Source organism: Subtercola frigoramans (assembly GCF_016907385.1).
In the GTDB taxonomy this organism is placed as follows: domain Bacteria; phylum Actinomycetota; class Actinomycetes; order Actinomycetales; family Microbacteriaceae; genus Subtercola; species Subtercola frigoramans.
Genome location: NZ_JAFBBU010000001.1, coordinates 82773 through 109770 on the forward strand (window position 1 = coordinate 82773; position 26998 = coordinate 109770).

Sequence of the window (26998 nt, forward strand, 5' to 3'; positions counted from 1 at the left end):
GCTGGTCATTCCACTCTCCGATCGTTTTCGAGCCGAACGCCGGTCAGTCGAACCTCGACCAGGCCGACGGCCGAGCCCGTGAGTACGCCGACTCGGTGCTTGATCGTGTGCTGGGCAGCGTCGGCGCGCTGCACCAGGGTGACTGCAGGCTGCGTGCCCGATTCCGCTGGACGGGCCACGCGAGCCGGCGAATCCAGGGGAACCGCCCGGATGGGGGAGGCCACCGCGATCGCCAGGCTGCCCTTGTCATCGCCGAGCCGCACGTGCACTGCTTTCGTCGCAACCCCGAGGGCGTCTGCTGCTACGGCGCCGACGACCCGGTCGAGGGCCCGCGACGAGATCTGGGTGCGCCCGGCCCGGGTTTCAGGAGCCTGCTGTTCGGGCGTCATGACGAGGAACGCTTGCCCCTGAACGCCCCGACCAGCGCCGCGATGTCGAGCCTGCCGTCGAGGGCGCGGCCGATCACGGCACCGAGAGCCATCGCCACCACGACGAAGACGAACGCCCAGAAACCGAGCACGATCCAGGTGAGGGCGAGAACGGCCCCCACAAGAATGCCGGTCCGGGTTGCGGAGACTCGCGCGGTCACGGGCGCCGGAACCCCGAGGCGCGTGCTGTCGTTGCCGAGGCTCACTGGACCCGAGCCTCGGTCTCGGTGCTGGCGTCGTCGGTCGGGATGTAGACGTCGTCGATGGTCACGTTGACCTCGGTTACCTCCATGCCCACGAGGTCTTCGATGGCCCGGATGATCGACTGCCGAACCCCGTCAGCGACGTCCTGCAGCGGCACCGGGTACTCGGCGACGATTGTCACGTCGACGGCGACCTGCGTCTCGCCCACCTCGACGCTGATGCCCTGGGAGAGGTCGGTGCTGCTGATCGCGTTGCGGATCGCTCCGATGGCACGGGCCGCACCGCCGCCGAGGGCGTGAACGCCGGCCACTTCGCGTGCAGCGATGCCGGCGACCTTGGCGATGACGCTGTCGTTGATGACCGTCTTGCCTACGGCGACTTCGGCGCTCGGAGACAGCGTGGGCGTCGCCACGATCGTGGGGGTCACGCTGGTCGGTGCGGTGTTCGAGTTTGCCATGGAACTTCTCCTCGGTTCAAGCCCCCCGCTGGTGCGGGTGCTGGTGTGCGATAGTCGTTAGTGAGACGGCATCACAGGCTGATTCGTCACGCTCGGAGAAAAAGTTCTGTTCTGAATCGGGGTGCGCGCATCGTGGGAGACCCTCGACCGTCTCTGCAGACCGAGCAGCCGTCGCAGTCGGCGCAGACACCGCACGACTCGCTGCCACTCGGTGACGCCGACGACCGCACCATCGTGGGCCGTGCAGCAGATGGCGATGTGCGCGCCTTCGAGGTGCTGGTTCGCCGCTACGGCCCGCTCATGCGCGCCTACGCCACGCGGGTGCTCGGCAACAACGACGAGACCGACGATGTTGTGCAGGAGTCATTCATCACCGCGTGGCAGCAGCTGCCGAATCTCAACGACGGCAGTGTTGTGAAGAGCTGGCTGATGCGCATTGTCAGTCGCAAGAGCATCGACCGCATCCGTGCCCGCAAGCTGCACGTGGACATCGATGATCACGACCAGCCGGCGCCCGCTGCCGACGCCCCCGCGGTGGTCGCCGAATCCCGTTCCCGACAGGCGGCCCTCAGCGAGGCCCTCTCACGGCTTTCGCCGGAGCAGCGGCAGTGCTGGGTGCTGAAAGAACTCGCGGGTTACAGTTACGACGACATAGCCAGCGAGCTCGATGTTCCCGTCTCGACGGTTCGAGGCCTACTGGCCCGGGCGCGAAAGAACGTCATCCGCGAGATGGAGGAGTGGCGATGAGCGATATTCTCAAGGGCTTCGAGCCCGACGACCTCGACGGCCACACCATCGACGAGCTCAGTGACTACCTCGACTCCGGGCGCCTGCCGGTCATCGCTTCGATCGAGAATTCGCCGGGCTGCCAGATCGCGCTCTCGGCGATCGAACGGCTGCGCGCCGTGTCTGGGTCGCTGCTCGACACCGATGCTCTGAATGAACCGTCACGCGACGAGAGCTGGATCTCGGGCATCCTGAACCGCATCGGCCTGGAATCCCGGGCGGGCCGCGAGATCCCCATCCAGCACCCCTCTCCCGCGGCCAAACTCAGTCTCACCGAAGGGGCCGTGCGTGGTCTCATCCGTGCGGCCGGCGACTCGGTTGCCGGCGTGCTCATCGGGCGGTGCCAGCTGGTGGGCGACGTCAGTGTCCCGGGTGAGCCGATCACCGTTCTGCTCGACGTGAGTGTGTTCTGGGGCGAATCGATGCAGGGTGCGGCCGCCCGCGTTCGCAGCGCGATCTACGCTGAACTGCTTCGGCACACCGAACTCACCATCGCCTCGATCGACGTGAACATCCACGACGTGCACTTCATCAAGAGCACACCAGACGAGAGCGAATGACCCATGGATGATCGCACTGCACTCCCTTCGCAACTCAGCGCCGTCGTGCGCGCAGTGCCGGGGGTCGAATCGCTCTATGCGAGTACGCCGGGCCCGGTCGAGCTGGTCTCCCGGGTGGTCGAACTCGTGACCCAGCGGGAGGTCGAATCGGCCGAGGTCTCGGTTTCGGGCAAGCCGGACAACACGGCCGACCTGGTCATCAAGGTCACGATCGGGGTCGAGGAGGCTGCCTCGGCGACCGAGGTGTGCCGCGATGTCTACGACTCCATCTGCTCGTTCTTCACCCTGAAGGGTGAGACCGCGCCCGCCACGATCGCGGTGACTGTCGGCCGTATCGGCTGACCTCCGCCCCGGACGCCTGTCACGGGTAACTCGCGCTGGGGCTTCTGTGTCGTGCCTCTTGCGTCGTGTGCCCGTCGCCGGGGCGCAGGCGGCCGACGACCGGCTCAGCTGGTGCGCTCGCCGGAACCCTGCTCGGCGTCAGCCGGAATCACGGCGGTGACGTTCGGCCCGATCTCGACGGTGTCGGCGTCGCTGAACTCGATGCCCGTGCCCGCGCTGGAGGTGGAGTCGGTGCCGAGTGCGGCCCGGGTCTCCGCGGCGGGCAGGGCTTCATACGCCGCGACCTCTGCCGGGGGTCGTTGGAGCAGCTCGAGAACGATCAGCACCACCACGATCCACACGGCAGTTCCGATGATGAGGCCCGGTGACAGCGGCCGGGTGAGGAGGATGATCGCCGCACCGATCACGGCCAGGGCACTTCGCGTGATGTAGCGGTACCGGTACAGCCACACCCCGACCCTGCCACTGGTGACGCCACGCTTGGCGACGGCGCCGCGGGCCTTCGACGCCCCCGACTCGGCCAGGCTCCGGGCCGCGCGCGAGACCCGGAATGGCCCTGTGGCGAAGCCGATGATGGCGATCGTGAGCGCGAGCACGGCGACCGCGATGGCGCTGTTCTGGGCCAGGGCCAGAATGTGCTCGTAGAGGGTCCCAGCCACGTTGCTCGGTACGTACTGAGGCGAGACCGAACCCACGAAGATCAGCTCACCGATGGGTACGCCGGCGATGATCAACCCCATGGCAAGCGCGAGGGCGATAGCGGCCCAGATCATCGCTACCGTGCGACGCCGAGCCACGACGACTCCGGCAACCAGAAAGAGCAGAGCGAGCCAGGGGAGCCAGGCGCCGGCCGCAACGGCAGCCCGATAACCGAGCTGCGCCTTGACGACCGAATCCGACTGCGCAACGACGATGGTCTTGTTGATGGTGGGGATGTTCTGGGCGAAGGTGATTCCCTGGTTCACCAGCACCGTCTTGACCTGGTCGATGATCGGGCCGAGTTGAATGCCCACCTCGCCGGTGCCGCTGATCGTGAGTGCGGCGTTCGGGTCACCATTCATCGCGTCGATGAGCTGCTGGTGGCTGGTGGTGAGCGCCTGCCGCCAGATCGCCGCGAAGGCATCGGACCTGACAAAGGTGCCGACGGCATTGGTCATCAGCGTACGGATGCCATTTGCAGCGACACCCTTGAATGCGCCGAGCGCAGTGGTTGCCACGGGTGGCAGGCCGAGATTCGAAATGGAATCGAAGACGTCGGAGGTGAGCTTGTCGATGTGGATCTGGTTGTCGATCGCGATGACCACCTGGGCGGTGATGTAGTCCTGTACGCCCGGGTCGTCGGCGAGCGGAGCGAAGGTGTCGACGAATGCGTTTGTGTCGCTGAGCTGCAGTTTCGCCCAGTTGGCGACGACGGCGACCGGGGAGAGCAGCGCGCCGATGACGATCAGGGCCGTGGCGAGAACAGTCCAGCCCCTGCCTCTGGGTTTGCGCCCCTTGGGCGCGGCGGCGGCAGAGGCGGCGGCGGCCGAAGCAGCTGAGGCGGCCGCGGTCGATTCGGCTGCTGCCGTCTCAGCAGCACGCCTCGCGGTCGCCTCTGCCTCTGCCTTCGCTGCCGCTGCATCGCGCTCGTCGCGCAGCACGTTCTTCTCGTCTTCGAGCTGCTCGACAAGCTGCTCGAGCTGCGCATTCGACAGTCGTGCCATGGCGACTCTCCTCCGATCATCCGGAGCGCGTCGCAACAAGCGAGTACCCCTCACGAGCAGAGTAGCGGTGCTGGCGAGCCGAGCGCAGCATGCTGCTGGGCAGATCAGCCGACTAGGGCGACAGCCGGATGCCCGGGGCCCTGTCGGCGCGAGCCAGATGTCGGTGAGCATCCCCCACAGCGACTTTCTCCGTTGGGTGAACATTCGCCTGATTTGTCGGCTGGCCCTTGCGAAGTCGGACACCGACGCGTTGGGTTGAAGTCAGGAGTGGATGGCGCGAAGTGCTCACCCACGCACCCAAGGCAGGCGCTTCGTTCGCCAGCCGTCGAAAGGACACATCATGGGATACATCACCGTCGGCCAGGAGAATTCGACCAGCATCGACCTCTACTACGAGGACCACGGCTCGGGGCAGGCTGTCGTGCTCATTCACGGGTACCCGCTTGACGGGCGCTCGTGGGAGAAGCAGACGGCCGTGCTGCTGGATGCCGGGTTCCGGGTCATCACCTACGACCGCCGCGGCTTCGGCAAGTCGAGCCAGCCGACGGTGGGGTACGACTATGCGACGTTCGCGGCCGACCTCGACACAGTGCTCACCACACTCGAGCTGAGTGACGCGATTCTGGTCGGGTTCTCGATGGGCACCGGCGAGGTGGGGCGGTATGTGGGTACCTATGGAGCCGCGCGGGTGGCGAAGGTGGCCTTCCTCGCGCCGCTGGAGCCGTTCCTGCTGCAGACCGACGACAACCCGACCGGTGTACCCCAGTCGGTCTTCGACGGCATCGAAGCCAACGCGAAGGCCGACAGGTTCGCCTGGTTCACCGGTTTCTACCAGGATTTCTACAACCTCGACGAGAACCTCGGCTCACGGATCAGCCAGCAGACCGTCGACGCCTCCTGGAACACCGCGACGACCAGTGCACCCAGTGCGGCCTATGCCGTCGTGCCGAGCTGGATCGAGGATTTCCGGCCCGACGTGGCGGCCGTTCGGGCCTCGGGGGTACCAGCGCTCATCCTGCAGGGAACAGGGGATCGGATCCTACCCATCGACTCGACCGGCCGGGTCTTCCACGAGGTGTTTCCCGAAGCGGACTACGTCGAGATACCGGGTGCACCGCACGGGTTGCTCGCGACGCACGCGGCCGAGGTCAACGAGCACCTGCTGGCGTTCGTGAAGGGCTAACCGCGGGCCCGCGCGGCCCGGCCCGCCCGTGCCGCGGGGGCAGCGTCGTGAGCCTCCTGCCATGGTGAGGCGCGTGTGCCGGCCTCACTACGGCGCACGCGACTCACCTTCGAGATGGGGGCGACGAAGCCTCGATCCCCGGTCCACGTGTCTCGCCTCGGGCGGTGTCGTCTGAATTCAGGGCTGGGGGCAGTGCAACTGGGTGCGCTCGCCGCTGCGGTCGACGTCGTGAGCGTTCATCGGCGCACCACAGAGGGGGCACGCGCTGGCGAGGGCCGCGCGTGCCCTGTCGTCGGGCGTTGCTGTGTCGAACGGCCCGAGTGGCGGCGGCCCGAGGTACGGAAACAGCCGCTCGTTCAGCCAATTGCCCAGGCCACCGGCTTCTTTCACGCTGATCTTGTGGGGCTTTGCGCGCTCAGACGGTGACGCCGCTGTGTCGTCGGTGGACGTGGTGCTCATTCTGTTAGTGTACTAACTAAATGTGGAGATGGGCCCGGTGAGAGGAATCGACATGAGCGAGGATGCGGTCGAGCCGAACATCCTGAGCCTGGAGAACCAGGTGTGCTTCGCGCTGGCGATTGCCGCGCGCACGGTGATCGGCCTCTACCGCCCCATCCTCGAGCCGATGGGGCTGACGCACCCGCAGTACCTCGTGATGCTGGCGCTCTGGCAGGCAGCCCCCGGTCGGTGAAAGACCTGGCCGCGACCCTTCGGCTTGAGCCGGCGACACTCTCGCCGTTGCTCAAACGACTCGAGGCAGCTGGCTACGTCAGGCGCGAGCGCAGCGGAACCGACGAACGGATGCTCGACATCACGCTTACCGATTCAGGTCGCGCCCTGCGCGCCGAGGCGCTCACCATCCCGCCGCGGATCGCAGGCGCGCTGGCCATGTCGGTGCCCGAGCTGGAGCAGCTGAGGTCGATGCTGCACGGGGTCATCGCGTCGGCATCCACCGTCTGACCGCCGGTCGCGCACGTGAGCCCGGTGCGGGCCCGAGTCAGCGTGGTCGTGAGTCCGCTGCACCGTGGTGAGGCGCGCTAGGTGCGGCGAAACGTCCTCAAAAGTGGCGATTCGGGGACGTTTCTGCGCACCCAGGGTTCGGTGTTCCAGTGGGCCGCCAGCGGCACGCTCTACGCGTGCGTTCGGCCTGCGATCTCGCGGGCGCAGGTTATGCAGAGTTCTGCAGCGGGCACGGCCTCGAGCCGCGCGAAGCCGATCTGTTGGTCGCAGCGGATGCACGTGCCGAAGGTTCCGTCGGCCATGCGTGCAAGCGCACGGTCGAGGGTCTCGGAGCGGGAGACGAGTTCGGAATCCAGGCCGGCGATACGCGACCACTCCTGCGACAGGGTCGCCCCCTCGGGGTCGTGCTCGTCATCGGCGTCTCTCCCGCTCCGAGCCTCGCGCACCGAGGCGAGTGACTGCGCCGAACGCTGCAGTTCTGCCGTGAGGGTGTCGCGCTGGTGCCGGAGCTCGCCGTGCAGACGCGCACGCTCGGCCCCGGTCATCCTGCGCTCGAAGCTGTCTTCTGTGTCCGCTGCGTCGTTATGAGGCACGTGTGCCGGCCTCATTTCGGCGCAGGATTCTCACGGCGCAGCGAGCGGTCTCGGGGGAGGCGACCCCCGCAGCGCCGGACTCGGTGCAAAACACGCCCTATGAGCGCGGCGCGAACTGCGGGATGAGCTCTTCGAGGTACGCGGCGGTGTCTGGCCAGCCTTCGACCGCGACACACTCGACGCCCAGCGCCTTGACGGGGTAGTCGTTCCCGTTCTCGTCGAGCCGGTCGCCCACGAAGATCATGTCGTCGAGGGGGATGCCCGTGAGTTCAGCCAGCTTCTTCATGCCGTAGGCCTTGTCGATGCCCTGGCGGGTGATGTCGACCGACGTCGAGCCGCCTGACCGCACTTCGAGGTCGGGGAGTTCGGCCTGGGCGGCCTCGCGGAGGGTGTTCTTCTTCTCACCCGTCGGGTCCCACGCGGTCTTCTCCGACACGGGGGCCGCCTGCCCGAGAGCGGAGAAGGTGATCTGCGAGCCCCGGTCTTCGAGGATGGGCCCCCAGGTCTTTGCCTCCCAGTAGCCGAGCGAGCGGGCGACTCGCTCCACGACCGCGAGGGCGCGGGCCTTCTCGTCTTCGGTCAGGTTCTCGGCGTAGATCTGGTTCCAGCCGCTGTTCTGGTGCAGGTAGTACTGGGTGCCGCAGGTGGGCATCATGTGCAGGTGCGAGAGCGCTTCGTCACTGGCGCCCTGCAGGTTCTCGATGACCTGCGAGGTGAACTGGGCGATCTGGCCGCCCGAGATGATGCACACCTCTGTCACGTCAAGAAGGCGCACCAGCAGTTCGGCCATTGCGGGGTCGAGCGGGGACTTCGAGGGGGCGAGCGTGTCGTCGAGGTCGAACGCTACAAGCCGGGGGAGTGTCGTCACGGAGGGGTTTCCTTCGGTTCAGGGAGTCTGCGGTCAGGTACTGCGGAGTTCTCGTGTGCCGTGCGCAGGGGGAGGGAGTCTGGCCTGTCTGCCGGCGCACGCGCGGGGCGGCGCCGAATTCAGCCTGAGCACCCACGCAACGCCTCTAGAGTATTCGACGAACGCCCCGAGCGCGATTTTGCGTTCTTCGGTTCACTTGCCCGCGCGCTCTGGCGCGAGTTCGAAGTCGACCCGGCCTGACGCTTTGCCGTTCAGCTGCACCTCGATGGAGTGGACGCCGGGGTGGTAGACGCGCGTGGTGATGCGTTTGAACGAGTGCCGCCGCGAGAGCTCAACAGAGGCACCCGGCTGCAGCACCATCGTCGTCAGCTTGAACACCTTCGCCGTCTGGGTGCCGTTCGCCTTGCGATGGTGGACCACGTAGTCGATCACGAGCCGAGCTGGTTTGGCCGTCGGGTTCTGCAGCCTGACGGAGAACGGCAGCTCGTCGCCGACCGCCACAGTGTATGCCCCGAGCGCAGGGCCCGACACGCTCACCCCGTGCCCGGGATCGAAGCCGAACAACGCCAGGGTGGCGGGGTGCCCCTTCTTCACGAGGCTGCGGAGGCCGTGCTTCACGAGGCGGGCCGTGTTTGCGTCGGCCGCGAGCATCCATTCGGCGGCGATCGAAGCAGCGAGGTCGGGGTTCTGCCGGCTGAGGTCGTTCAGGTGGTTCGCGACCGATCGACGCACGTACTCACTCTCGTCGCGATAGAGGGCGTGGATGATCGGCACCGTGCTCTCTGGCCGCTCGAGCAACCCGGGCACACGGGTGGCCCAGGGCAGAAAGGCGCGAGTGCCCTCGCTCGCCAACCGCCGAACGTGTTCATCGGGGTGGGCGGTCCAGGCCTGGACGTGTGGGAGCGCTCGCGGCAGGTCTGCGCGCAGCAGCGGCCTGATGGCGAATTCGGCCGTCAACCGTGGGGTGAGTTCGGCAAGCAGGGCGAGGGCTGCGTCGAATGCCGAGCCGGGGTCTTCGTCGAACGACGTGTTCGCACCCGTGGTTGAACCCGCTCCCTCCTCCACGCCAGAACGCGCTTCGACGCGCCGGCCGGCCTCCAGCGCCCTCGTGCTCACCGCCTCCGACACCGGCCAGATCATCCACCCCGTGAAACGGGGACTCTTCAGCGCCGTGTGGATGACGCCGTCGAGCTCGGCCGCAGTGCCCGGCAGGTCGACGAGGATCGCGTCTTTCAGCAGGTCGCTGCGCTCTCGCAGGCTGAGCGCTGGGAGTGAACCAGCACACGCCCGCAGGGCGCTGAACGGATGCCCGGGCCGAACGCTCTCGAGCACGTCGATGAGGCTCGTGAGCACGCCTGGCCCGAGGAGTTCGTCTGCAGTGGGCATGGGCCAATACTGTCGCATGCCGCCGACGTTCCCGCTCCGCCGAGAAGTGCCCGGTTACTCGAACGCGCGGTGGGCGCCAGGGGTACCGGCGCGGACGACGGCGAGGTGAGAGATACGACGAAACACAAGCCGGGTCATCAGAGCGAGAACCGCAGAGGAGCCGATGATGGCGGCGAGCGGCAGGGCAGTGGTGACGCCGAGCACCCCGACGAGCGGCGTCACCAGGCCTGCGACGCAGAAGTTGGCACCCCCGAGCACCGAGGCGGCGGTGCCGGCCTGTGCGGCCTGGTGCTGCAGCCCCAGGATCTGCAGGCACGGCATAGCGCAGGCGCAGCAGACGACCACCGCCATCAGCGCAGCGATGAACGCCAGGAGTCCGCCAGCCGCTGCGATCGCGCTCAGAGCCACCGCGCCCGCCGCGCCGAGAAGTCCGACCATGGCCGCTGTGAGCACGCGCTCCGCCCCGAATCGCGGGATGAGCACCCGCGACGTGTTCTGGCCCGCCGCCAGGCCCACCACGGCGTTTCCCGCGAAGATGAGCCCGTACTGCTGGGCATCAAGCGCGTAGACGTTCTGGAACAGGAATGACGAGGCCGCCAGGTAACTGAACAGGGCCGACCAGGTCAGCGCCCCGACGACAGCGATGCCCGCGAAGCCCGGGTCGCGCCCGAGCGCCCGGTAGCGGCCCAGAACCACCGGCAGTCGCAATCGTGATCGGAACTCGGGCCGCAAGGTCTCAGGCACGAGCAGCATCACCAGCACGAACGCAACCACGGCATAACCGCAGATGACCAGAAAGGTACCCCGCCAGTCGGTGATCCGCAGAAGCTGCGACCCGAACACGGGGGCGGCGATGGGTGCGATCCCGCTGATCACCGCCACGTTCGCCAGCGTCTGCACCAGTCGCTGGCCCGAAAACAGGTCTCGCGCGATGGCGATCACGACGACGCCGGTTGCGGTGACGCCCATGCCCTGCGCCACGCGGAATGCCGTCAGCGATTCGACCGACAGCGCGCTGGCTGCTCCCGCGCTCGCAACGATGTGCAGGGCGATCGACACGATCAGAGGAACCCTGCGCCCCACCGAATCGCTGAGGGGTCCCACGATGAGCTGGCCGATGCCGAACCCCAGCGTGGCTCCGGTGAGCGTCAGCGTGATCGCGGCCGGCGTGGTGTCGAAATCGTGCTGTATCGCCGGGAAGGCCGGCAGATAGAGGTCGATGGTGAAGGGGCCGAGGGCCACGAGCATCCCGAGCACGATGACGAGGGAGCGGGGGTGACGGAGGGCGACGCTCGCACCCGTCACCAGCGCAGTCGCCCGGATGCCCTGCCCGACGTGAGGTCGAGTCGAAACCCTCGCGGCGAGGCCTGGGTCAGAAGCTCGGCACTCTCGACAGCGCCGTCGCGCGCCGTCTGCACTGTCAGGATGTCACTCGTGCGGCTGGCCTCGCTGCCCTCCACCGTGCTGATCTCGAACTCTGCACCGCCCGGTGCCCAGGCCAGGCGGTCGATGCGGATTCCGCCTCGCGCCGTGAAGCCGCGGATCTCGCCGCTGCTCCAGCTCTCGGGAAGCGCGGGAAAGAGCCCGAGAATTCCGGGCTGCGATCGGATGATCATGCTCGAGGCGAGCGCGGGCAGGCCTCCGCTCGCATCGACGTTGAAGATCACGCCCGCGTCGTGCGTGGAGACCATGTTGGGTTTCCAGTGGTCTCGGGCGAGTAGCACCACACAGCTCAATGCCAGCTCGGATTCGCCCAGGGCGCTCGCGGCGAGGCCGAGTTGCACGAGACCGAATGCCATCTCCATCCGACCCGGCGGCGGAGTCGGGTCTTCCAGGCGCCAGGCGAGTTTCTGCTCGATCGTGAGTCGGGCCGCCGCTCGCAGCTCCGGCGTGTTGAAGGCGTCATCGATGCCATACCAGAGCGGGTAGAGCTGCGAGGTATGCCGGTGTTCGAGGCGGTTGGCGTACTGCGGGTCGAGCCACTCGGCCACCGTGCCGTCAGGCGCCACCAGGTACGGAGGCAGGGAATCGCGCAGGTGCGACCACGCAGAACTGAACCGGTGGTCGTCGAGAACCCGCGCGAACTCCAGCCCGATCGCCACGGCATCCCGGATGATCGCAACGTCGCAGGTGGCGTCGACGGCCAGGGGGCTCGTGCGGCCGCCGGGAAGGTTCTCGGGGGAGTACGACGGCACGATGTGCAGGGCGCCCTCGTGCTCGACGAGTGCTGTCTCGTAGAACCGGAGAACCTGTTGCGCAAACGGCCAGGCCCACTCGCGGAGAAAGGCGATGTCTCCGGTGGTGCTGAAGTAGTCGAAGGCGAAGCGCAGCGCCCACCCTCCCGCCCCGACCCAGAACAGATGCGGGTAGTCGGCAACGAAGTGGTTCGCGCGGCCGTGTGTCGTGGCACGGGCGTTGAGGAGATAGCCCTCGGCAGCATAGAGTCGCGCGGCGTTCTCGACGTAGTCGTCGGTGAAGGCTCCGACCAGGTCGAAGTACGGCAGGAGCAGCTCGGGGTTCCCGGTCGACGCCAGGGCGGCGATCGCTCCGTTCTGCACGTTGCCGTTGAGCGTGTAGTCAGCAGACCACGCCGGTGTCCAGGTGCCCTGCCACACGCCCTGGAGCGTGGGTGGCAGGGCGCCGGTCGAGGAGATGATAGTGTGCCGGCCGGCAGCGAAAGCCGTTTCGATGACGGCGTTCACCGCGTCTGTGGTCGCGTTCTCGCGCCGGGCTTCTTCGAAGAGCTGTTCCGAGGTGAGGGTGGAGGGGTGTGGGCATCCATCGCCTCGGCCGAGGGTGAAAGAACTCGCAGCCATGAGAGACCCGTGGCTCGAGCGCTGCTGGCTGAGTGCCTGCTCCGGCGTTTCGGCGCTGGGCGAGAATCCGGGCAGCACGGGGGGAAGTTCACGCCCCGAGAGCGGATACGGAGTGACCTGCACTTCGATGACGAGGGGATGATCGGGGCTGACCGTGAGGCGCACCGCACCCTCGTCGCCACCCGCCGTCACAACACGGCCGGTGCCGGTGAAACGAACCGTCGTCAGCACTCCGGCGGCGGTTCCCGCTTCGCGCCCGGGTGCGCGAAGATCTAGCCAGAGGGCGCGGTCGGTGGCGCCGGCCAGAGAGGTCACGAAATCGAGGTAGTCGACGGCCCCCACGCCCACTCCGCTCGGCTCCACGACATTCTCGTTCGAGATGGCCAGGGTTCCGGTCGCATCGCGCTCAGACCGGATCGTGATGACGACGCGCGACGATGATCGAACGGCAAGGGTCGAGATCGACTGGCGATGCCCTTCTCCGCCCCACTCCACGGTGGCCTCGCCCGTGGTGAAGTCGACGGTGCGGAGATACTGCCCGGGTTCGCTCGGCGCATCGGGCCGCCACGACACTGACGCACAGGGCACCAGCGGGTCGGTCCAGATCAGTTCAGCCGGAGCATCTCCGTCGGCCGCCGCCCCGAGCATGATCTCGGAAGCGGTGCTGGAGTCGCCCTCGAACAACGCGCGCCTCAGCTCGCTGAGACTCGCCTTCATGTCTGGTGCCGGTGAACGACGGTTGGCGGGCAGAAAGAACTGCTCGTGGGCGAAAGTGATGCGGTGCTGCACCGGTGTGCCGTAGATGACGGCGCCGACCGTGCCGCTGCCGGAGACGATCCCGTCTGCCCAGGATAGGGCCTGGGTGGTGCTGGTGAACCCTTGCGGGCCGACCGGTTCAGCCATGGGTCACCGGGCACAAGACGATTCGAGTGTGGTCGAGCATCCGGTCGCCACCGACGAGGGTGACGGGAATGGCGTACGCCGTTTCGGAACTCGAGCGCCCGAGCCGCAGTTCGATGTCGCCCTGCTGCACGGTCCATTCCCTGGAGAGCCCGGTGAATGCGGTGAGCTCGGCACTGACGTCGAATGACACCGTCGTGCTCTGCCCGGGGTCGAGCTCGACCCGCGAATAGCCGATCAGGCGGCTCGCTGGTTGGACGACCTGGGCCGAATCACGGTGCAGGTACAGCTGCACGACATCGGCACCGGCGCGCTGCCCGGTGTTCGTGACCGTGACGCTGACGCGGGTTGAGGCGTCGGTCGCGAGCGAGAACGACTCACCGACCGGGCGACCGCCCACTCGTGGCCGGTCCCAGTCGAAGCTTGTGTAGCCCAAACCGTGGCCGAACGGGAACAGCGCAGTGGGGTCGATGTTCGACACCTCGCTCGGCCCGGCAAGGGGTGCTTGCAGGTAGGTGGACGGCTGCGAGCCCGGCAGCGCCGGAATGCTCACGGGGAGCCGGCCAGAGGGGTTGACCCTCCCGCTGATGGCTCCCGCGATGGCGCCGGCACCCTCTTCGCCGGGGAAGAACGTCTGGATGACCGCGGCGAGGCCGTCGACCAGCGAACCGAGGGCGTACGGGCGACCGGCGACGGCGACCAGTACGACGGGTGTTCCCTGGCTGCTGAGGGCTGCGACGAGCTCCTCCTGCACCCCGGGAAGCTGCAGTGATGGCGCATCGCAGCCCTCGCCCGAGGTGCCACGGCCGAACAGGCCGGCCCTGTCACCGACGACAGCGATCACGAGGTCGGCCGTGCGGGCGAGCTCGGCGGCGGCCGCGACGTGGGAGCGGTCGTCTCCGTCTATCGAGCAGCCTTCGGCAACGATGATCTCGCTGTTCGGGTACTCGGTGCGAACGGCCTCGGCCACGGTCCGGATCTCGACACCGAGCGCCACATCAGGATGATGCGAGCCGACGTGTGCCGGAAACGAATAGCAGCCCAGCAGGGTCAGTGCATCTGACGCGCTCGGCCCGATGATCGCAATGCGGGCAGGGGCCGAGGCGGGATCAAGCGGCAGGAGGCCGTCGTTCTTCACCAGCACAAGGCCCTGCTCGGCGATCGCCCTCGCGGTTTCGCGGTGCGAGGGCGGGTCGAGCGTGATGCGGCCGACGTTCGCGCCGGGGTCAGCCAGATCGCTCTCGCTGAAGCCTTCAGGCAGCGCGTCCCAGGTGTGATCGAGAAGACCGAGCTCGATCTTCTGCCGGAGCACGCGCCGTGCAGCCCGGTCGACATAGGACTCGGCAATGCGGCCCCGGTCGAGGGCATCGAGCAGCGGCGCACCGAAGGCCTTGCGGGTGGGGAGTTCGACGTCGACCCCGGCGGTGAGCGCGAGGGCGGCTGCGTCGCCCAGCGTCGGTGCCACCCGGTGGAGGGTGTGCAGGAAGGCGATGCCGAAGTAGTCGGCGACGACCGTTCCGTCGAAGCCCCATCTCTCGCGCAGGAGCCTGGTGAGCAGCGATGCGTCGGCGGCCGTGGGTACGCCGTCGATGTCGGTGTAGGCATGCATGACCGATCGCACTCCGCTGTGCTTGATCGCCATCTCGAACGGGGCGAGCAGGACGTCGTGCAGTTCGCGGTGGCCCACAGAGACCGGCGCCAGGTTGCGGGCGGCTTTCGAGGCAGAGTATCCGACGAAATGCTTGAGCGTGGCGACGATACCTGCCGATTCGAGACCCTGGATGTAGGCCGTGGCAATTGTTCCGACGAGGTGCGGGTCTTCGCCGATGGTCTCTTCGGTTCGGCCCCAGCGCGGGTCGCGGGTCACATCGAGCACAGGGGCCAGGCCCTGGTGCACGCCCACCGCACGCATACTTGTGCCGATCTGGGCCGCCATCGCCCTCACGATGTCGGGGTTGAACGTCGCACCCCAGGTCAATGGCACGGGGTAGGCCGTCGCGCCCCAGGCGGTGAAGCCGGCGAGGCACTCCTCATGGGCCACCGCCGGTATGCCGAAACGGCTGGCCGCCATGATTCGTCGCTGGCTGGTGGTGAGCGAGATCGCACCCACTGCGGCATCGACCGGGGCGGTGCCGAAGGGGCGGGTGAGTTGGCCGAGCCCGTTCGGGAGGAGATCGTCGAGGTCGAGCGTCTCCTCCATGTCGTGTTGGTGCGGCGCGACGTCGCCACCATCGGCGGAGGCGCCGACCCAGACTCCATAGAGTTGGCCGACCTTCTCTTCGAGGGTCATGTTCTGGAGCAGGTAGTCGACCCGTTCGGTGACGGTGAGCGCAGCATCCTGCCAGACCGGCACGGTGTCGAGCGTCGGTGGCTTCTCGAGGGTCATCTACTTTCCCCCCACGCCCATGAGACCGGAGACCAGGGCGCGCCGGGCGAACAGGTAGACGACCAGGATCGGCAGCGCCGAGAGAATGACCGCGGCGAGAAGCCCGGGCACGTTGGCACCGTACTGGTTGATGAAGGTGAAGAGGCCGAGGGTGACGACTTTCGTACCCTGCGACTGCGTGAGGATCAGAGGGAAGAGGAACCCGTTCCACGCCTGGAGTGCGGTGAAGACCGCAATGGTCGAGATGCCCGACTTCGAGAGCGGCAGAACGAGCGTGAAGAAGATCTTGCTGGGGCTCGCGCCGTCGAGCGTCATCGCCTCGTACAGTTCATTCGAGATGTCACGCATGCTGCCGGTGAGGATCAGCACACTGACAGGCAGTGAGAAGGCAGCAGTCGGCAGGATGATCGCCCAGAGGGTGTCGTACAGGCCGAGCTGGTTGATCAGAAGGAAGAGCGGAATGATCACGGCCTGCGAGGGGATCGCGAGGCCGAGCAGGAACACCCGGAACGTCGCCATATTGATGCGGCCCCGGCCCCGCACAACCCCGTAGGCCAGCGGCAGAACGAGCACCAGCACGAGGGCGACGACACCGATGCCGACGAGGACGGTGTTGAGCAGGTAGAGCAGGAATCCGTTCTGGAAGACGGAGGCGTAGTTCTCGAGCGTGAGTGAACTCGGAAGAGAGAGGGGCCCACCCTTGAGGTAGGAGGAGCGGGGCTGGAGCGAGGCCGAGAGTACGACGTACAGCGGCACGCCGACCACGATCAGCCAGAGGATCGAGCCGAATCCGGCGAAGATGTTCGTGCGCGGTCTCATAGCCCCTCCTGGGTGCTGGTCATCTTGTCGTAACCGGTGAGTCGCACCATCGCGATGGAGACCAGGGTGGCCACAATCACGAGCAGCAGCGCGATCGCGCTTCCGTAGCCCATATCGAAGCCCTTGAAGGCCGTCTTGTACATCAGGTAGGGGAGCGTTGTGGTGTCGGTGCCCGGGCCGCCTTGGGTCAGGATCAGCACCAGGTCGAAGGCGGTGAGGCCGCCGACGACCATGAGCACGGTCGACGTCACCATGGCGTTGCGCAGCTGCGGCAGGGTGATCGCGAAGAAGGAGCGCACGGTGCCCGCGCCGTCGATCGAGGCGGCTTGGTACAGAGTCGGCGAGATCGCCCGGGCGGCACCCTGGTAGATCAGTGTGTGGAACGGGATGAACTGCCAGCTCGAGACGATGATGAGCGCGGCGACCGCGCCCGTCAGCGTACCGAGAAAGCTGCCGTCACCGCCGAAGATCTTGGCCAGTTGGCTCGGAATTCCGAAGTTCGGGTCGAGCAGCTGTTTCCACATGATCGCCGTGGCAGCCGACGAGAGCAGAAGCGGGAGGAAATAGATGGCAGACAGCACCGCGCGGTTCTTCTGGAAGCCGGCCGCCCACACCCCCAGCAGCAAGCTGAGCGGAACCTGCACAACGATCGTGCCGACGAGGAGAACCAGCGTGATGCCGATGGCCTGGGGCATGACCGGGTCGCTGAAGAGCTTCGCCCAATTGTCCAGTCCGGTGAATTCCGGTGTGCCGAGCCCGTTCCACGAGGTGAACGAGAGATAGGCGACTCCCACCAGCGGTACGACCGCGAAGAGGGCGAAGAACAGGGTGCCCGGCAGAATCCACAGAGAGCTCGGCCGACCTACTGACAGGCCGACCGAACTCTGTGTCTTGTGCCGTGGCAACGTCATGGTGCGAGTGCTCACGGTTGACTTCCTTGTGGTTACTTGAGCGCCAGTACGGCGGCCACGAACTGTTCCGGCGTGTCCTGGCCGTTGAACAACTTCTGCAACTCGGTGAGGAGCGGTGCTGAAATGGTGGGGCTGATGGCCTGGTCCCAGGAGAGCTGGAAGCTGGGCGCATTCTTCACGAGGTCGAACTGGAAGTTCGCGAAGTCGGGGTTCGGCGTCGTGTCGAGTTTGGTGGCGGTGGCCGTGGTTGTCGGAACTTCGCCACCGGCGAGCAGGGCATCCGTGTATTCGGCTGACGAGAGCGATTTCAGGAACGCGATTGCCGTGTCAGGGTACTTCGTCGCAGAGTTGACCGAGAAGTAGTTCGACGGATTGCCGACGACGTCGCTGGGGTCTCCGGCACCGCCGGCGACGGAGGGGAACGCCACATAGCCGAGATCGTTCTTCGCGAAGTCGGGGTTCTCGCCCAACTGGGTCGCGAATTCCCAGGTACCCATGAGCTGCATGCCGGCCCGACCCTCAGCAAGGAGAGTCGACGTGCCGCCAGAGCCGTAGTTGACTGATCCGAAGTTGGTACCGAAGGCGCCGGCATCGACGAGGGTCTTGATCTGCGTGGCGGCTTCGAGGATCGCGGGGTCAGACCATCCGGTGGTGTCTCCGCCTTCGATCTTCTTGAAGACTTCGGGGCCGCCGATGCGGTCGACCAGGTATTCCAGCCACATCAGTTCGGTCCATGATCCGGCGCCGGCGAGGGCGAATGGCGTCACGCCCGCAGCTGCGAGCTTGGGGATGTCGGCCATCACGTCGGCCATGCTCGTCGGGGCCGTGACCCCGGCAGACGACAGCACTGACTTGTTGTAGAACATCACGACCGGCTGGGTGCCGCGCATCGGGACGGCGTACTGCTTGCCGTCGATCTGCCCGACATCGAAGATCGAGGGGACGAACGCGTCTTTGAATGACGGGTCCTTTGCGATCGCGTCGTCGAGGCTGAGGAGCTTTCCGGCGTCGACGTAGTCACGGATGCTGCCGCCCGACCAGTTGAAGAAGATGTCCGGCGCCTGGTTCGAGCCCATCGCGGTGCGGACCTTGTCCTGGTAGCCGTCGTTCGCGATCTCGTTGTACACGATCTTCACGTCGGAGGTCTTGTTGAACGTTTCGACGGCCGCCTTCTGGGCCGAGTCGAGCTGGTCCTGGAGCACCCACAACTGGATGCTCTTGTCTCCTCCACCTGCTGCACCGCCCGACGACGCGCACGCGCCGAGGCCGAGCACCAATGAGCCTGCAATTCCGAGCGAAACGAGTGCCTTGACCCGCTTGTTCTTGATGTTCAACGTTGAACCTTTCGAAAGTTTCGATGTTATAGTCGAAATGTGATTGGACTGTTGTCACTATAGGTCAGATGAATTGCGGCGTCAACTGAAAATTCGACCCCTTATTCTCTCTCGAAAACCAGATTGATTGGACGCATGGCAAAGAACGGCAATGATGCCCGCAACGAAGTTCGGCTCGATCGCATCGCACTCGATGCCGGAGTATCGATTGCCACCGTGTCGAAGGTCCTCAATGGTCGATCCGACGTCGCCCAGAGCACCCGCGAGAGGGTCGAGGCACTTCTGGCGCACCAGGGGTACGAGCCTCGAGCGGTTCGCAAGCGATCGAAGATGATCGAGCTCGTCTTTCATGAACTCGACTCCGCGTGGGCGATCGAGGTCATCCGCGGCGTCGAGCGTGTCGTTCGGCAGATGGACCTGAGTCTCATCCTTACAGAGAGCGGCGACCGTCACTCGCCCGGAACGAGATGGATAGCGGGCGTGCTGGAGCGCCGCCCGCTGGGGGTCATACTGGTGTTCTCCGACTTGACGGCCGACGAGAAAGCCAAACTGCGTACCCGGGACATCCCCTTCGTCATCGTGGATCCCGCGGGCGACCCGGCTCCAGACGTTCCTGCCATCGGCTCGGCGAACTGGGCCGGGGGCCTCTCGGCGACACGGCATCTCGTCTCGCTGGGGCACCGTCGAATCGGCATGATCAGCGGCCCCGATGACATCATGTGTTCTCGTGCGCGCGTCGACGGCTACCGCGCAGCACTCCAGGAGGCGGGGATCCCCTTCGATCCAGCGCTCGTGCGTGAAGGTGACTTCCACGTCGAGGGTGGTGCGGCCGGCGCCAGGGAGCTTCTCGGCCTGGCCGAACCGCCGACGGCCATCTTCGCTGGCAGCGATCTGCAGGCGATGGGCGTGTACGAGGCTGCTCGCGAGCGTGGCCTGACGATTCCGCGCGACCTGTCTGTCGTCGGGTACGACGACCTCCAGGCATCGGCATGGCTTGGCCCGCCCTTGACGACGATCCGTCAGCCGCTTGCCGAGATGGCTGAGCAGGCCACGCGGCTGGTGGTTCGCCTGGCCAGTGGTGAGAAGGTCGACACGGTTCGTCTCGACCTCGCCACCAGCCTGGTTTCTCGCCTCAGCTGCGCGGCACCTCGTAGCTGAAGGCAGCGAGGTGGAGTGGGCCTCCCGAAGAGGTCGTGAAGTATGGCCCGACGAGGCTGCCGATGAAGCCGCCTGCCGTTTCCGTACTGAGAATGCGGGCATCTGCCACGCCGATCGTCGTGACGCTGCCTCTGTGTGCCAGGCGGAACTCGACATTATCGCCTGAGAGTCGGCCGATGAGGCTCATGCCCGCCCGGCCTCCGTCATCGACAGGTACCGAACTCTGAGCGACGACCGTGCTCACACCACCAGCCGTCTCGACCACCGCGCAGGAGGCGGTTCCGTGTTCGAGCGTCACTGCGAGCCTGGCATTGTGTGACGAGTTCTGGAGGAACAACAGACCGAATTCGGCACGGGCGGCCAGATCATCCGGTGGCACGACAATGGCGGTGATATCGACACCGTGGTGCGCCAGCCGGCGCCCGACGAACCCTGATTCGCCCGCATCGTTGACGTCGGGGCCGCCCAGAAGCGGCAGGCCGCGTTCAGAGGGAGCGCCCAGTCGGGGGTTGCTGCGGGGTGCCAGCCATCCCCCGTCTGGTGCAGTCGCGCCCGTCAGGTCGAGGTGGTAGCTGAAGGGCTCGACGCCGGTGCCACGCTCTTCCCGCAGGGCGTCGCTGAGCATACCGACTCCGGGATTGAAGACGGGCCAGCCCTGCTCCCAGGCGACGGGAACGGCGAACGTCTCGCGGCCGAGAAGCGTGTGCCCGCTCGCTGGCCGTGTGCCGAGCAGGAGGGCGAACCAGTTGCCGTCGGCGTTCTCGACGAGGTCGGCGTGGCCGACGCACTGCACGGGGTAGTCGGTGCCGAGGTTCCGGTGGGTGAAGACCGGGTTTCGGGGGCAGCCTTCGTAGGGCCCCGTGATCGAACGCGATCGCGCCACTACAACAGAGTGGTTGCCCTCGGTGCCGCCCTCGGCGGTCAGCAGGTAGAACCAGCCGTCGCGTTTGTAGAGGTGCGGGCCCTCCGACCAGACGCCGCCCTTGACGGCACCATTCCAGATGACGAATTCCTGGCCGACGAGCCGTTCATCGTTCAGATCGAGACGACGGAGCCAGATCTCGGTCTGGCCCTCGTACTCCCCGTGTTCGACGAGTCGGCAGCCGGCCCACCAGGCATCGTCGCCGTCGAAGAACAGGTCCGGGTCCATGCCGACCGCGTCGGGGAGGAACACCGGCGCCGACCATGGGCCGGCCGGGTCGGTTGCGCTGGTGTAGAACGACCCAGCACCCGTCGGGGTACCGACGACGGTGCAGACAATGTAGAAGACCCCCCGGTGATGGCGGATGGTCGGGGCATAGAGCCCGCCGGAGTCGGGTGCTTCGCGCAGGTCGATGAGCTCGCCGGTCACGACGTTGCCGAGCTGATGCCACGTCACCAGGTCGGTGCTCGAATGAAGCGGGAGCCCCGGCTGATAGTGGAACGTCGAGTTCACAAGGTAGTACAGCGAACCGACGCGGCACACCGAGGGATCGGGGTAGAGGCCCGGGAGCACGGGAGTTGCACCCGTGGCGACGGGCGTCATCGCCTGCCAGCCCAGTAGCTGCCCGACGGGTAGGAGAATTCCTCGATGGTGCTGTCGTACATTTCTGCACTGTACCCCGGCGCCTGGGGGAGCCGGTACGCTCCGTCGGTGACGACGCAAGGCTCGACGAAATGCTCATGCAGGTGGTCGACGTATTCGGTCACGCGGTTCTCCAGCGAGCCCGAGATCGCGACGTAGTCGAACACCGAGAGGTGCTGGACGAGTTCGCACAGGCCCACCCCGCCAGCATGCGGGCACACAGGGACCCCGAACTTCTGGGCCATGAGGTACACCGAGAGTATTTCGTTGATGCTGGCAAGTCTGGCGGAGTCGAGTTGGCAGAAATCGATTGCTTCGGCCTGGAACATCTGCTTGAAGAGCACCCGGTTCATGCCGTGTTCTCCGGTGGCGACACCCACAGGGGCGACGGCCCGGCGCACGGCCGCATGACCCAGAATGTCGTCCGGGCTGGTCGGTTCCTCGATCCAGAGGGGCCGGAACTGCGCCAGCGCGTTGACCCATTCGATGGCAACAGGCACGTCCCAGACCTGGTTCGCATCGATCATGAGGTTCGCGTCGTCGCCGATCACCTCACGGGCGATCGAACAGCGCCTGATGTCGTCGTCGAGATTCGCCCCCACTTTGAGTTTGATGTGCCGGTAGCCCGCATCGACGGCCTCCTGGCACAACCGGCGCAGCTTCTCATCCGAATACCCCAGCCACCCGGCGCTGGTGGTGTAGCACGGGTAGCCGCTGGCTTCGAGCTGCGTGATCCTCTCCTGGCGGGTCGGAGCCTGTCTCTGGAGGATGGCCATCGCTTCCTCTCTCGTGAGCGCGTCAGAGAGGTACTGGAGGTCTGCGACGTCGACGAGTTGCTCGGGTGACATGTCGGCGAGCAGTCTCCAGAGCGGCTTGCCCGCGCGCCGGGCGGCCAAGTCCCACAGCGCATTCATGACTGCTGCCATCGCCAGATGTTCGACGCCCTTCTCGGGCCCGAGCCAGCGGAGCTGCGAGTCGGACTTGAGCTCGCGGTACGCCCCGCCCAGGTCGTCGAGCAGGTCGTCGACATCGCGGCCGATGAGCGGTTCGGCACGCTGCCGGGCAGCCAGAACGCAGATGTCGTTGCCCCGACCGATCGTGAAGGTGAACCCGAACCCACTCAGCGAGGCATCGTCCGTGTGCAGGATGACGTAGGCGGCCGAATAGTCACCATCTTTATTCATCGCATCGGATCCGTCTGCCGACAGCGACGTGGGGAAGCGAACGTCGTGCACGCTCACTCTCGTGATCTGGGTCATGGGCGCCTTTGATTAGATGTATCGATGAATTCGGTTCTGAATTGGCCCGCTCAAGCCGGACCGATCCAGTATAGATCAGATGAATAATGGAGAATAGCGATTTCATTCAGAAGAAATGCCGGAATTGGCTAAACTTCGGATATGTCTGATGAATCGTCGCTCTCTCAAACAGATGTCGTGGTCTTCGGCATCAAGCAGATGATCCTCGACGGGGAACTGACCCCGGGTGCCCGGCTGCCGATCGAGAAAGATCTGGCGCCTCGTCTGAACGTGTCACGAGGTTCACTGCGCGAAGGTGTGAGGGCGCTGTCGATCATGGGTGTTCTGGAGACCCGCCAGGGCGCCGGAACATTTGTGACGGCCCTTGACCCCTCACTACTGCTCGCGCCGATGGGGTTCGTCGTCGATCTCCAGCACGCCGCCGGCATCGAGAACGTGCACACCGTGCGGCGAATCCTCGAGACGGCTGCAGCGGGCCGGGCGGTGTCACAGATGACGCAGTCGCAGCTCGACGAAGCGTCCCGCATCCTGGACCGCAGCGAGGTCGCCATCAGCTCCGACCCGATTGACCATGAGACCGCGCTGGACTGCGACATCGAATTCCATCGGCTCATCTCCGCCAATTCCGGCAATGCCGTGCTTGCTGCCCTGATCGAGGCGCTCTCGAGCCGCACGGTGCGCGGGAGGCTCTGGCGCGCAATCGCTGACGAGAACGCACTGTTTGTGACGCTCGCCGAACACCGGGCCATTCTCGCGTCGATCGCCAAGCGTGATCCCGAGGCTGCCCAGCTGAGGATGGGCGCACACCTTCTCGCCGTCGAGGAATTCCTCGCCGAGCACGAACCCGATCAGACGGCTGTCTGAGCGAGCCTCGCGCGTTCGAGACGAGCGGGGTCGAGGGTGTAGAACTCGGCCGCCGTTCCGCCGAGCATCCGGCCTGCTTCTGTCGGCGATAACTCGCCGATGAGCGACGAGAGTGCAGACCACACGCGGTCGTAGCCGCCGGCGAGCTCGCAGACGGGCCAGTCGCCGCCGAACATGAGACGCTCCGCCCCGAACGCCTCGAGAGCACGATCGAAGAAGGGCGCGACCGCCTCCGGGGTCCACGCCGAAGTGTGGCCCTCGGCGGAATACAGGCCGGAGACCTTGGCATGGACGCGAGGGTTCTCTGCGGCATCACGAAGGAGTCTCCACCATGCCTCAGGGGTGTCGTCTGAACGCCCGATCGGAGGTTTGCCGAGGTGGTCGATCACGATGTCCAGGGCGGGAAAACGCTCAGACATCCATTGCACGTGCTGCAGGTGACGCGGCAGTTCGGCGACGAGGTCGAACGGGGTCCCGCTCGCTTCGAGAAGTCTCAGCCCGTCCATGACCTCGGGTCTCCTCAGCCAGTCGGCATCCTCTTGGTCGTGAATCAGATTCCGGATGCCCACCACCAGCTCATTCCGGTGCAATCGGTTGAGCTCGTGCTCGGCCTGCTCCGGTTGGTCGAGTGGAATCCAGCCCACGACGCCCACGATCCGCGGCCATCGCTCCGCAACGTCGAGCATGTACTCCGTGTCAGCCGAATTGTCGGCAGACTGCACCAGGATCGCCGCGTCGAGTCCCGACCGCGCGAGCAGCGGTGCCGCATCCTCGAAATGCATCGGGCGGTCTATCGGTGCGTGTTGGGCCCCGAGCCAGGCGTAGTGCACACGGCCGGGATCCCAGACGTGCAGGTGAGCGTCGATGCGGGTGTCTCTCACGCAGAGCCGACCGATTCTTCGCGGAGCAGGCCGGCCGAGACCAGGTCGCTCCAGAGACCGACTGGTATCGAGGCCCCAGCACGTTCGATCGTGCCCCTGACCTGCCCAGCCGTGCGGGCACCGACCACCACCGAGGCCGTGGAGGAGTGCTGCAGGGGGAACGCCAAGGCAGCTTCCGGCAGCGTCACAGAATGGCTCTCGCAGATGTCGGCGATGCGGTTTGCGCGCTCGATGAGCTCGGGCGGGGCAGGAAGGTAGTCGAACTTGGCGTCTGCCGGTGGACGCCTCTGCGCCAGAAGGCCTGAGTTGTAGACGCCGGCGATGACGACGCCGACTCCGCGGTGCTCGGCTGCCGGCAGCAGATCGTCGAGCGCACCCTGTTCCAGGAGTGTGTAGCGACCGGCGCACATCACAACGTCGACATCGCTCTCAGCGACGATTCTCGCCAGTGCTGCGGAGTCATTCATGCCTGCGCCGATGGCCGTGATCACTCCCTCGTCGCGAAGGCGAGCCAGAGCGGGCAGGGCCTCGGCGATCGCCTGGTCGAGGTGGTCGTCTGGGTCGTGGAGGTAGACGATGTCGACTCGGTCAAGGCCCAGGCGTTCGAGGCTCTGCTCGAGCGAGCGCCGTACCCCGTCGGCCGAGAAGTCCCACTTGCGTCGCAACGAAGCGGGCACATCGAACCCCTCGTCATCGCGGGTATGGGCACCAGCGGGGTTCGCGACGAGGAGCCTGCCGACTTTGGTCGACAACACGTACTCATGACGCGGGTGCGCACGAAGCTCTCTGCCGAGCCGCCGTTCCGAGAGCCCGAGGCCGTAGTGCGGGGCTGTGTCGAAGTACCGGATGCCCGCTTCCCACGCCTCGCTGACGGCGCCCTCGACCTCGGCATCGCTCGTCGCGCGGTACAGGTTGCCGAACTGCGCGGCTCCGAGGCCCAACTCGGAGACGTCGAGCCCACGCACTGTGCGGTGTTTCACAATGACCCTTCGATTCACGCGGGTCGCGGGCGGAGCGAATCCATGCCGCCGTCGACAGCGAGAATGATACCGTTCGTGCTGCCCGAGCTCGGCGACGCCAGGTAGGCGACGGCCTCCGCGACTTCTTCGGGACGAACAAGGCGCTTTGTGGGCTGCCGGTTCTCCAGCGCCGCCCGCTCGGCCTGCGGGTCTTTCGCTCCGTCGAGAAGCCGCCCCACCCACGGGGTGTCGGCCGTACCCGGCGCGACGGCATTCACGCGGATGCCATACGGCAGGCAATCGACTGCCACGGCACGAGTCAGGGCTGAGATCGCGCCCTTCGACGCCGAGTAGAGGGCCCGGTCAGGCAGCCCCGCCGATGCCGCGATCGATGAGGTGAACACGATGGCCGCGGCGGATGACCGGCGCAGGTGTGGCATGGCCGCTCGCACCGTGCGGGCGGAGCCGATGACGTTGACGTTCAGAACGCGCGCCCACTCCTCGTCGTCGTTCGCCTCGATGTCACCCTGTGCCCCGATGCCCGCGTTCGCGACGACGATGTCGAGCTGGTGTGCTTGCCTGATGACCTCGTCGATCGCTGCCTCGACACTCGACGAGCTGCCGATGTCGCAGACGATGCCGACCAGGGGCAACTCGACCCTCTCGATCGTGAGATCGAGACAGTACACAGTCGCGCCGCGACTGCTCAGCTCCCTGGCGATGGCCGTGCCGAGCCCGGATGCGCCTCCCGTCACCGCAGCGACGAGCCCTTCGTACGGCAGGGGGATACGGGAATCGGTCACAGTGTGGTTCCTTGCCTGATGAGCTGGCGCTGGGCGCCCAGCCCGGTGATCGTGGAGGTGTATTCGTCGCCGTCGCTGAGGTAGGGGAACCGGCCAGAGAGAGCCACGCCCTCCGGGGTGCCGGTGTTGATGAGGTCTCCCGGCTCGAGCACCATGTACTGGCTGAGGCGCAGCACGATGTCGGCGCAGGCGAAGATCAGATCGCTGGTCGTCGAGTCCTGGCGGGGCTCGCCATTCACTGCCGACGCGAGACGCAGCCCGCTCCCGTCCCCGACTTCAGCGGTCGGTACGAGCCACGGCCCCAGGGGATTGAACGTCTCGGCGCACTTGCCCTTGCTCCACTGGCCACCGGAGATCTCCAACTGGTATTCGCGCTCAGAGACATCGTTCGAAATGGTGAAACCGGCAATGGATGCCAGAGCCTCTGCGTGGCTCTGCAGGTATCGCGCGCGTCTGCCGATCACCAGGCCGAGTTCGACCTCCCAGTCGGTCTTCACCGACCCTGGAGGAAGGAGAACGGTGTCGTAGGGCCCGACGACGGTGTTCGGGTGTTTGAAGAAGATCACCGGCTCTGTGGGAGGCTCCGCGCCTGATTCGGCAGCGTGGGCTGCGTAGTTCATGCCCACACAGACGACCGCACCCGGTCTCGCAATCGGTGCGCCGATCCGCTGGCCCGTGCCGTCGCCCGGATCGTCGATCGCCGTCAAACCGCCCTGGTCCAGAGCGATCTGCACCTGTTCGATGCCTCCACGTTCAAGGAATGACCCGGTGATGTCGTCGGTGATCGTCGAGATGTCGAACAACTGCCCGCGATCATCCATCACCGCAGGTGCTTCCAGGCCTGGGGGGCCCAACCGCAGAAACTTCACTGTGA

At 66.2% G+C, this 26998-nt stretch carries 27 protein-coding genes and 1 pseudogene; 8 read left to right on the forward strand and 20 right to left on the reverse strand.

Features of this window, described 5'->3' with window-relative positions; genetic code table 11:
* Nucleotides 1-5 precede the first annotated feature (5 nt).
* Genes JOE66_RS00425 through JOE66_RS00435 form a run of 3 tightly spaced genes read right to left on the reverse strand, consistent with a single transcriptional unit; the run spans nucleotide 6 to nucleotide 1089 of the window.
* Nucleotides 6-389, reverse strand: coding sequence for a hypothetical protein (locus tag JOE66_RS00425; protein WP_205106205.1), 384 nt, complete (start codon nucleotides 387-389; stop codon nucleotides 6-8).
* Nucleotides 386-634 carry a DUF2273 domain-containing protein gene (locus JOE66_RS00430; protein WP_307826977.1) on the reverse strand — a complete coding sequence of 83 codons (249 nt, stop codon included), beginning with the start codon at nucleotides 632-634 and terminating at the stop codon, nucleotides 386-388. Before JOE66_RS00430 ends, JOE66_RS00425 begins: the two co-directional genes overlap by 4 nt.
* Nucleotides 631-1089, reverse strand: a complete 459-nt coding sequence (locus tag JOE66_RS00435) for an Asp23/Gls24 family envelope stress response protein (RefSeq protein WP_205106206.1) — start codon at nucleotides 1087-1089, stop codon at nucleotides 631-633. Before JOE66_RS00435 ends, JOE66_RS00430 begins: the two co-directional genes overlap by 4 nt.
* A 201-nt stretch (nucleotides 1090-1290) precedes the next feature.
* Here JOE66_RS00435 and JOE66_RS00440 point away from each other — a divergent pair, with 201 nt between their 5' ends.
* The 3 genes from JOE66_RS00440 to JOE66_RS00450 are packed head-to-tail and all read left to right on the forward strand — an operon-like array spanning nucleotide 1291 to nucleotide 2777.
* Nucleotides 1291-1836 carry an RNA polymerase sigma factor gene (locus tag JOE66_RS00440; RefSeq protein ID WP_239518368.1) on the forward strand — a complete coding sequence of 182 codons (546 nt, stop codon included), beginning with the start codon at nucleotides 1291-1293 and terminating at the stop codon, nucleotides 1834-1836.
* Nucleotides 1833-2435: an Asp23/Gls24 family envelope stress response protein gene (locus JOE66_RS00445; protein ID WP_205106207.1), complete on the forward strand. Its 603-nt coding sequence runs from the start codon at nucleotides 1833-1835 to the stop codon at nucleotides 2433-2435. Before JOE66_RS00440 ends, JOE66_RS00445 begins: the two co-directional genes overlap by 4 nt.
* 3 nt (nucleotides 2436-2438) lie before the next feature.
* Nucleotides 2439-2777, forward strand: a complete 339-nt coding sequence (locus tag JOE66_RS00450) for a hypothetical protein (RefSeq protein ID WP_205106208.1) — start codon at nucleotides 2439-2441, stop codon at nucleotides 2775-2777.
* Nucleotides 2778-2881: 104 nt separating this feature from the next.
* Here JOE66_RS00450 and JOE66_RS00455 read toward each other — a convergent pair whose 3' ends face one another.
* Entirely contained in the window at nucleotides 2882-4480 is a 1599-nt protein-coding gene (locus tag JOE66_RS00455; RefSeq protein WP_205106209.1) for a hypothetical protein, read from the reverse strand.
* On the opposite strand from JOE66_RS00455, the gene JOE66_RS00460 reads away from it, so the two are divergent.
* Both JOE66_RS00460 and JOE66_RS00465 read left to right on the forward strand, forming a co-directional pair.
* On the forward strand, nucleotides 4479-4739 hold the full coding sequence (locus JOE66_RS00460) for a hypothetical protein (protein ID WP_205106210.1): 261 nt from the start codon (nucleotides 4479-4481) through the stop codon (nucleotides 4737-4739). The two genes, JOE66_RS00455 and JOE66_RS00460, sit on opposite strands and share 2 nt — an antisense overlap.
* A gap of 81 nt (nucleotides 4740-4820) precedes the next feature.
* Nucleotides 4821-5663, forward strand: a complete 843-nt coding sequence (locus JOE66_RS00465) for an alpha/beta fold hydrolase (RefSeq protein WP_205106211.1) — start codon at nucleotides 4821-4823, stop codon at nucleotides 5661-5663.
* 177 nt (nucleotides 5664-5840) lie between these two features.
* On the opposite strand, the gene JOE66_RS00470 is transcribed toward JOE66_RS00465, so the two are convergent.
* Complete coding sequence (locus JOE66_RS00470) at nucleotides 5841-6122, reverse strand: hypothetical protein (RefSeq protein ID WP_205106212.1); 282 nt, start codon at nucleotides 6120-6122, stop codon at nucleotides 5841-5843.
* A gap of 52 nt (nucleotides 6123-6174) precedes the next feature.
* Here JOE66_RS00470 and JOE66_RS00475 point away from each other — a divergent pair.
* Nucleotides 6175-6623, forward strand: a pseudogene (locus JOE66_RS00475) (MarR family winged helix-turn-helix transcriptional regulator).
* Nucleotides 6624-6793: 170 nt separating this feature from the next.
* On the opposite strand, the gene JOE66_RS17520 reads toward JOE66_RS00475, so the two are convergent.
* The 9 genes from JOE66_RS17520 to JOE66_RS00520 all read right to left on the reverse strand — a co-directional run bounded on the left by JOE66_RS17520 (nucleotide 6794) and on the right by JOE66_RS00520 (nucleotide 18636).
* Nucleotides 6794-7216 (reverse strand): TraR/DksA family transcriptional regulator, encoded by a 423-nt coding sequence (locus JOE66_RS17520; protein WP_205106213.1) that lies wholly within the window; start codon nucleotides 7214-7216, stop codon nucleotides 6794-6796.
* Between the two features lie 97 nt (nucleotides 7217-7313).
* Nucleotides 7314-8084: an HAD-IIB family hydrolase gene (locus tag JOE66_RS00485; protein WP_205106214.1), complete on the reverse strand. Its 771-nt coding sequence runs from the start codon at nucleotides 8082-8084 to the stop codon at nucleotides 7314-7316.
* A 192-nt stretch (nucleotides 8085-8276) separates the two neighbouring features.
* Nucleotides 8277-9470: a DNA alkylation repair protein gene (locus JOE66_RS00490; RefSeq protein ID WP_205106215.1), complete on the reverse strand. Its 1194-nt coding sequence runs from the start codon at nucleotides 9468-9470 to the stop codon at nucleotides 8277-8279.
* Between the two features lie 54 nt (nucleotides 9471-9524).
* Nucleotides 9525-10775, reverse strand: coding sequence for a multidrug effflux MFS transporter (locus JOE66_RS00495; protein WP_205106216.1), 1251 nt, complete (start codon nucleotides 10773-10775; stop codon nucleotides 9525-9527).
* Entirely contained in the window at nucleotides 10772-13189 is a 2418-nt protein-coding gene (locus JOE66_RS00500; protein WP_205106217.1) for a glycosyl hydrolase family 95 catalytic domain-containing protein, read from the reverse strand. Before JOE66_RS00500 ends, JOE66_RS00495 begins: the two co-directional genes overlap by 4 nt.
* Nucleotides 13182-15572: a beta-xylosidase/alpha-l-arabinosidase gene (locus JOE66_RS00505; RefSeq protein WP_205106218.1), complete on the reverse strand. Its 2391-nt coding sequence runs from the start codon at nucleotides 15570-15572 to the stop codon at nucleotides 13182-13184. The genes JOE66_RS00500 and JOE66_RS00505 overlap by 8 nt, the downstream gene beginning before the upstream one ends.
* Nucleotides 15573-16391 (reverse strand): carbohydrate ABC transporter permease, encoded by an 819-nt coding sequence (locus JOE66_RS00510; RefSeq protein ID WP_205106219.1) that lies wholly within the window; start codon nucleotides 16389-16391, stop codon nucleotides 15573-15575. It abuts the gene before it with no gap.
* A complete protein-coding gene (locus JOE66_RS00515; protein WP_307826978.1) occupies nucleotides 16388-17317 on the reverse strand; it encodes a carbohydrate ABC transporter permease in 930 nt (309 codons plus the stop codon). The genes JOE66_RS00510 and JOE66_RS00515 overlap by 4 nt, the downstream gene beginning before the upstream one ends.
* Nucleotides 17318-17334: 17 nt before the next feature.
* On the reverse strand, nucleotides 17335-18636 hold the full coding sequence (locus tag JOE66_RS00520) for an ABC transporter substrate-binding protein (RefSeq protein WP_205106220.1): 1302 nt from the start codon (nucleotides 18634-18636) through the stop codon (nucleotides 17335-17337).
* Between the two features lie 135 nt (nucleotides 18637-18771).
* On the opposite strand from JOE66_RS00520, the gene JOE66_RS00525 reads away from it, so the two are divergent.
* Nucleotides 18772-19794 (forward strand): LacI family DNA-binding transcriptional regulator, encoded by a 1023-nt coding sequence (locus JOE66_RS00525; protein WP_205106221.1) that lies wholly within the window; start codon nucleotides 18772-18774, stop codon nucleotides 19792-19794.
* On the opposite strand, the gene JOE66_RS00530 is transcribed toward JOE66_RS00525, so the two are convergent.
* Together JOE66_RS00530 and JOE66_RS00535 are read right to left on the reverse strand one after the other, a co-directional pair.
* Nucleotides 19769-21319 carry a glycoside hydrolase family 43 protein gene (locus tag JOE66_RS00530; RefSeq protein ID WP_205106222.1) on the reverse strand — a complete coding sequence of 517 codons (1551 nt, stop codon included), beginning with the start codon at nucleotides 21317-21319 and terminating at the stop codon, nucleotides 19769-19771. The two genes, JOE66_RS00525 and JOE66_RS00530, sit on opposite strands and share 26 nt — an antisense overlap.
* On the reverse strand, nucleotides 21316-22617 hold the full coding sequence (locus JOE66_RS00535) for an L-fuconate dehydratase (protein WP_205106223.1): 1302 nt from the start codon (nucleotides 22615-22617) through the stop codon (nucleotides 21316-21318). Before JOE66_RS00535 ends, JOE66_RS00530 begins: the two co-directional genes overlap by 4 nt.
* Nucleotides 22618-22758: 141 nt before the next feature.
* Here JOE66_RS00535 and JOE66_RS00540 point away from each other — a divergent pair, with 141 nt between their 5' ends.
* Nucleotides 22759-23481 (forward strand): FadR/GntR family transcriptional regulator, encoded by a 723-nt coding sequence (locus JOE66_RS00540; protein WP_205106224.1) that lies wholly within the window; start codon nucleotides 22759-22761, stop codon nucleotides 23479-23481.
* On the opposite strand, the gene JOE66_RS00545 is transcribed toward JOE66_RS00540, so the two are convergent.
* The 4 genes from JOE66_RS00545 to JOE66_RS00560 are packed head-to-tail and all read right to left on the reverse strand — an operon-like array spanning nucleotide 23466 to nucleotide 26993.
* Nucleotides 23466-24362 (reverse strand): amidohydrolase family protein, encoded by an 897-nt coding sequence (locus tag JOE66_RS00545; protein ID WP_205106225.1) that lies wholly within the window; start codon nucleotides 24360-24362, stop codon nucleotides 23466-23468. The genes JOE66_RS00540 and JOE66_RS00545 overlap by 16 nt on opposite strands.
* Complete coding sequence (locus JOE66_RS00550; RefSeq protein ID WP_205106226.1) at nucleotides 24359-25342, reverse strand: aldo/keto reductase; 984 nt, start codon at nucleotides 25340-25342, stop codon at nucleotides 24359-24361. Before JOE66_RS00550 ends, JOE66_RS00545 begins: the two co-directional genes overlap by 4 nt.
* 14 nt (nucleotides 25343-25356) lie before the next feature.
* Nucleotides 25357-26124: an SDR family NAD(P)-dependent oxidoreductase gene (locus JOE66_RS00555; protein WP_307826979.1), complete on the reverse strand. Its 768-nt coding sequence runs from the start codon at nucleotides 26122-26124 to the stop codon at nucleotides 25357-25359.
* A complete protein-coding gene (locus JOE66_RS00560; RefSeq protein ID WP_205106227.1) occupies nucleotides 26121-26993 on the reverse strand; it encodes a fumarylacetoacetate hydrolase family protein in 873 nt (290 codons plus the stop codon). Before JOE66_RS00560 ends, JOE66_RS00555 begins: the two co-directional genes overlap by 4 nt.
* Nucleotides 26994-26998 lie beyond the last annotated feature (5 nt).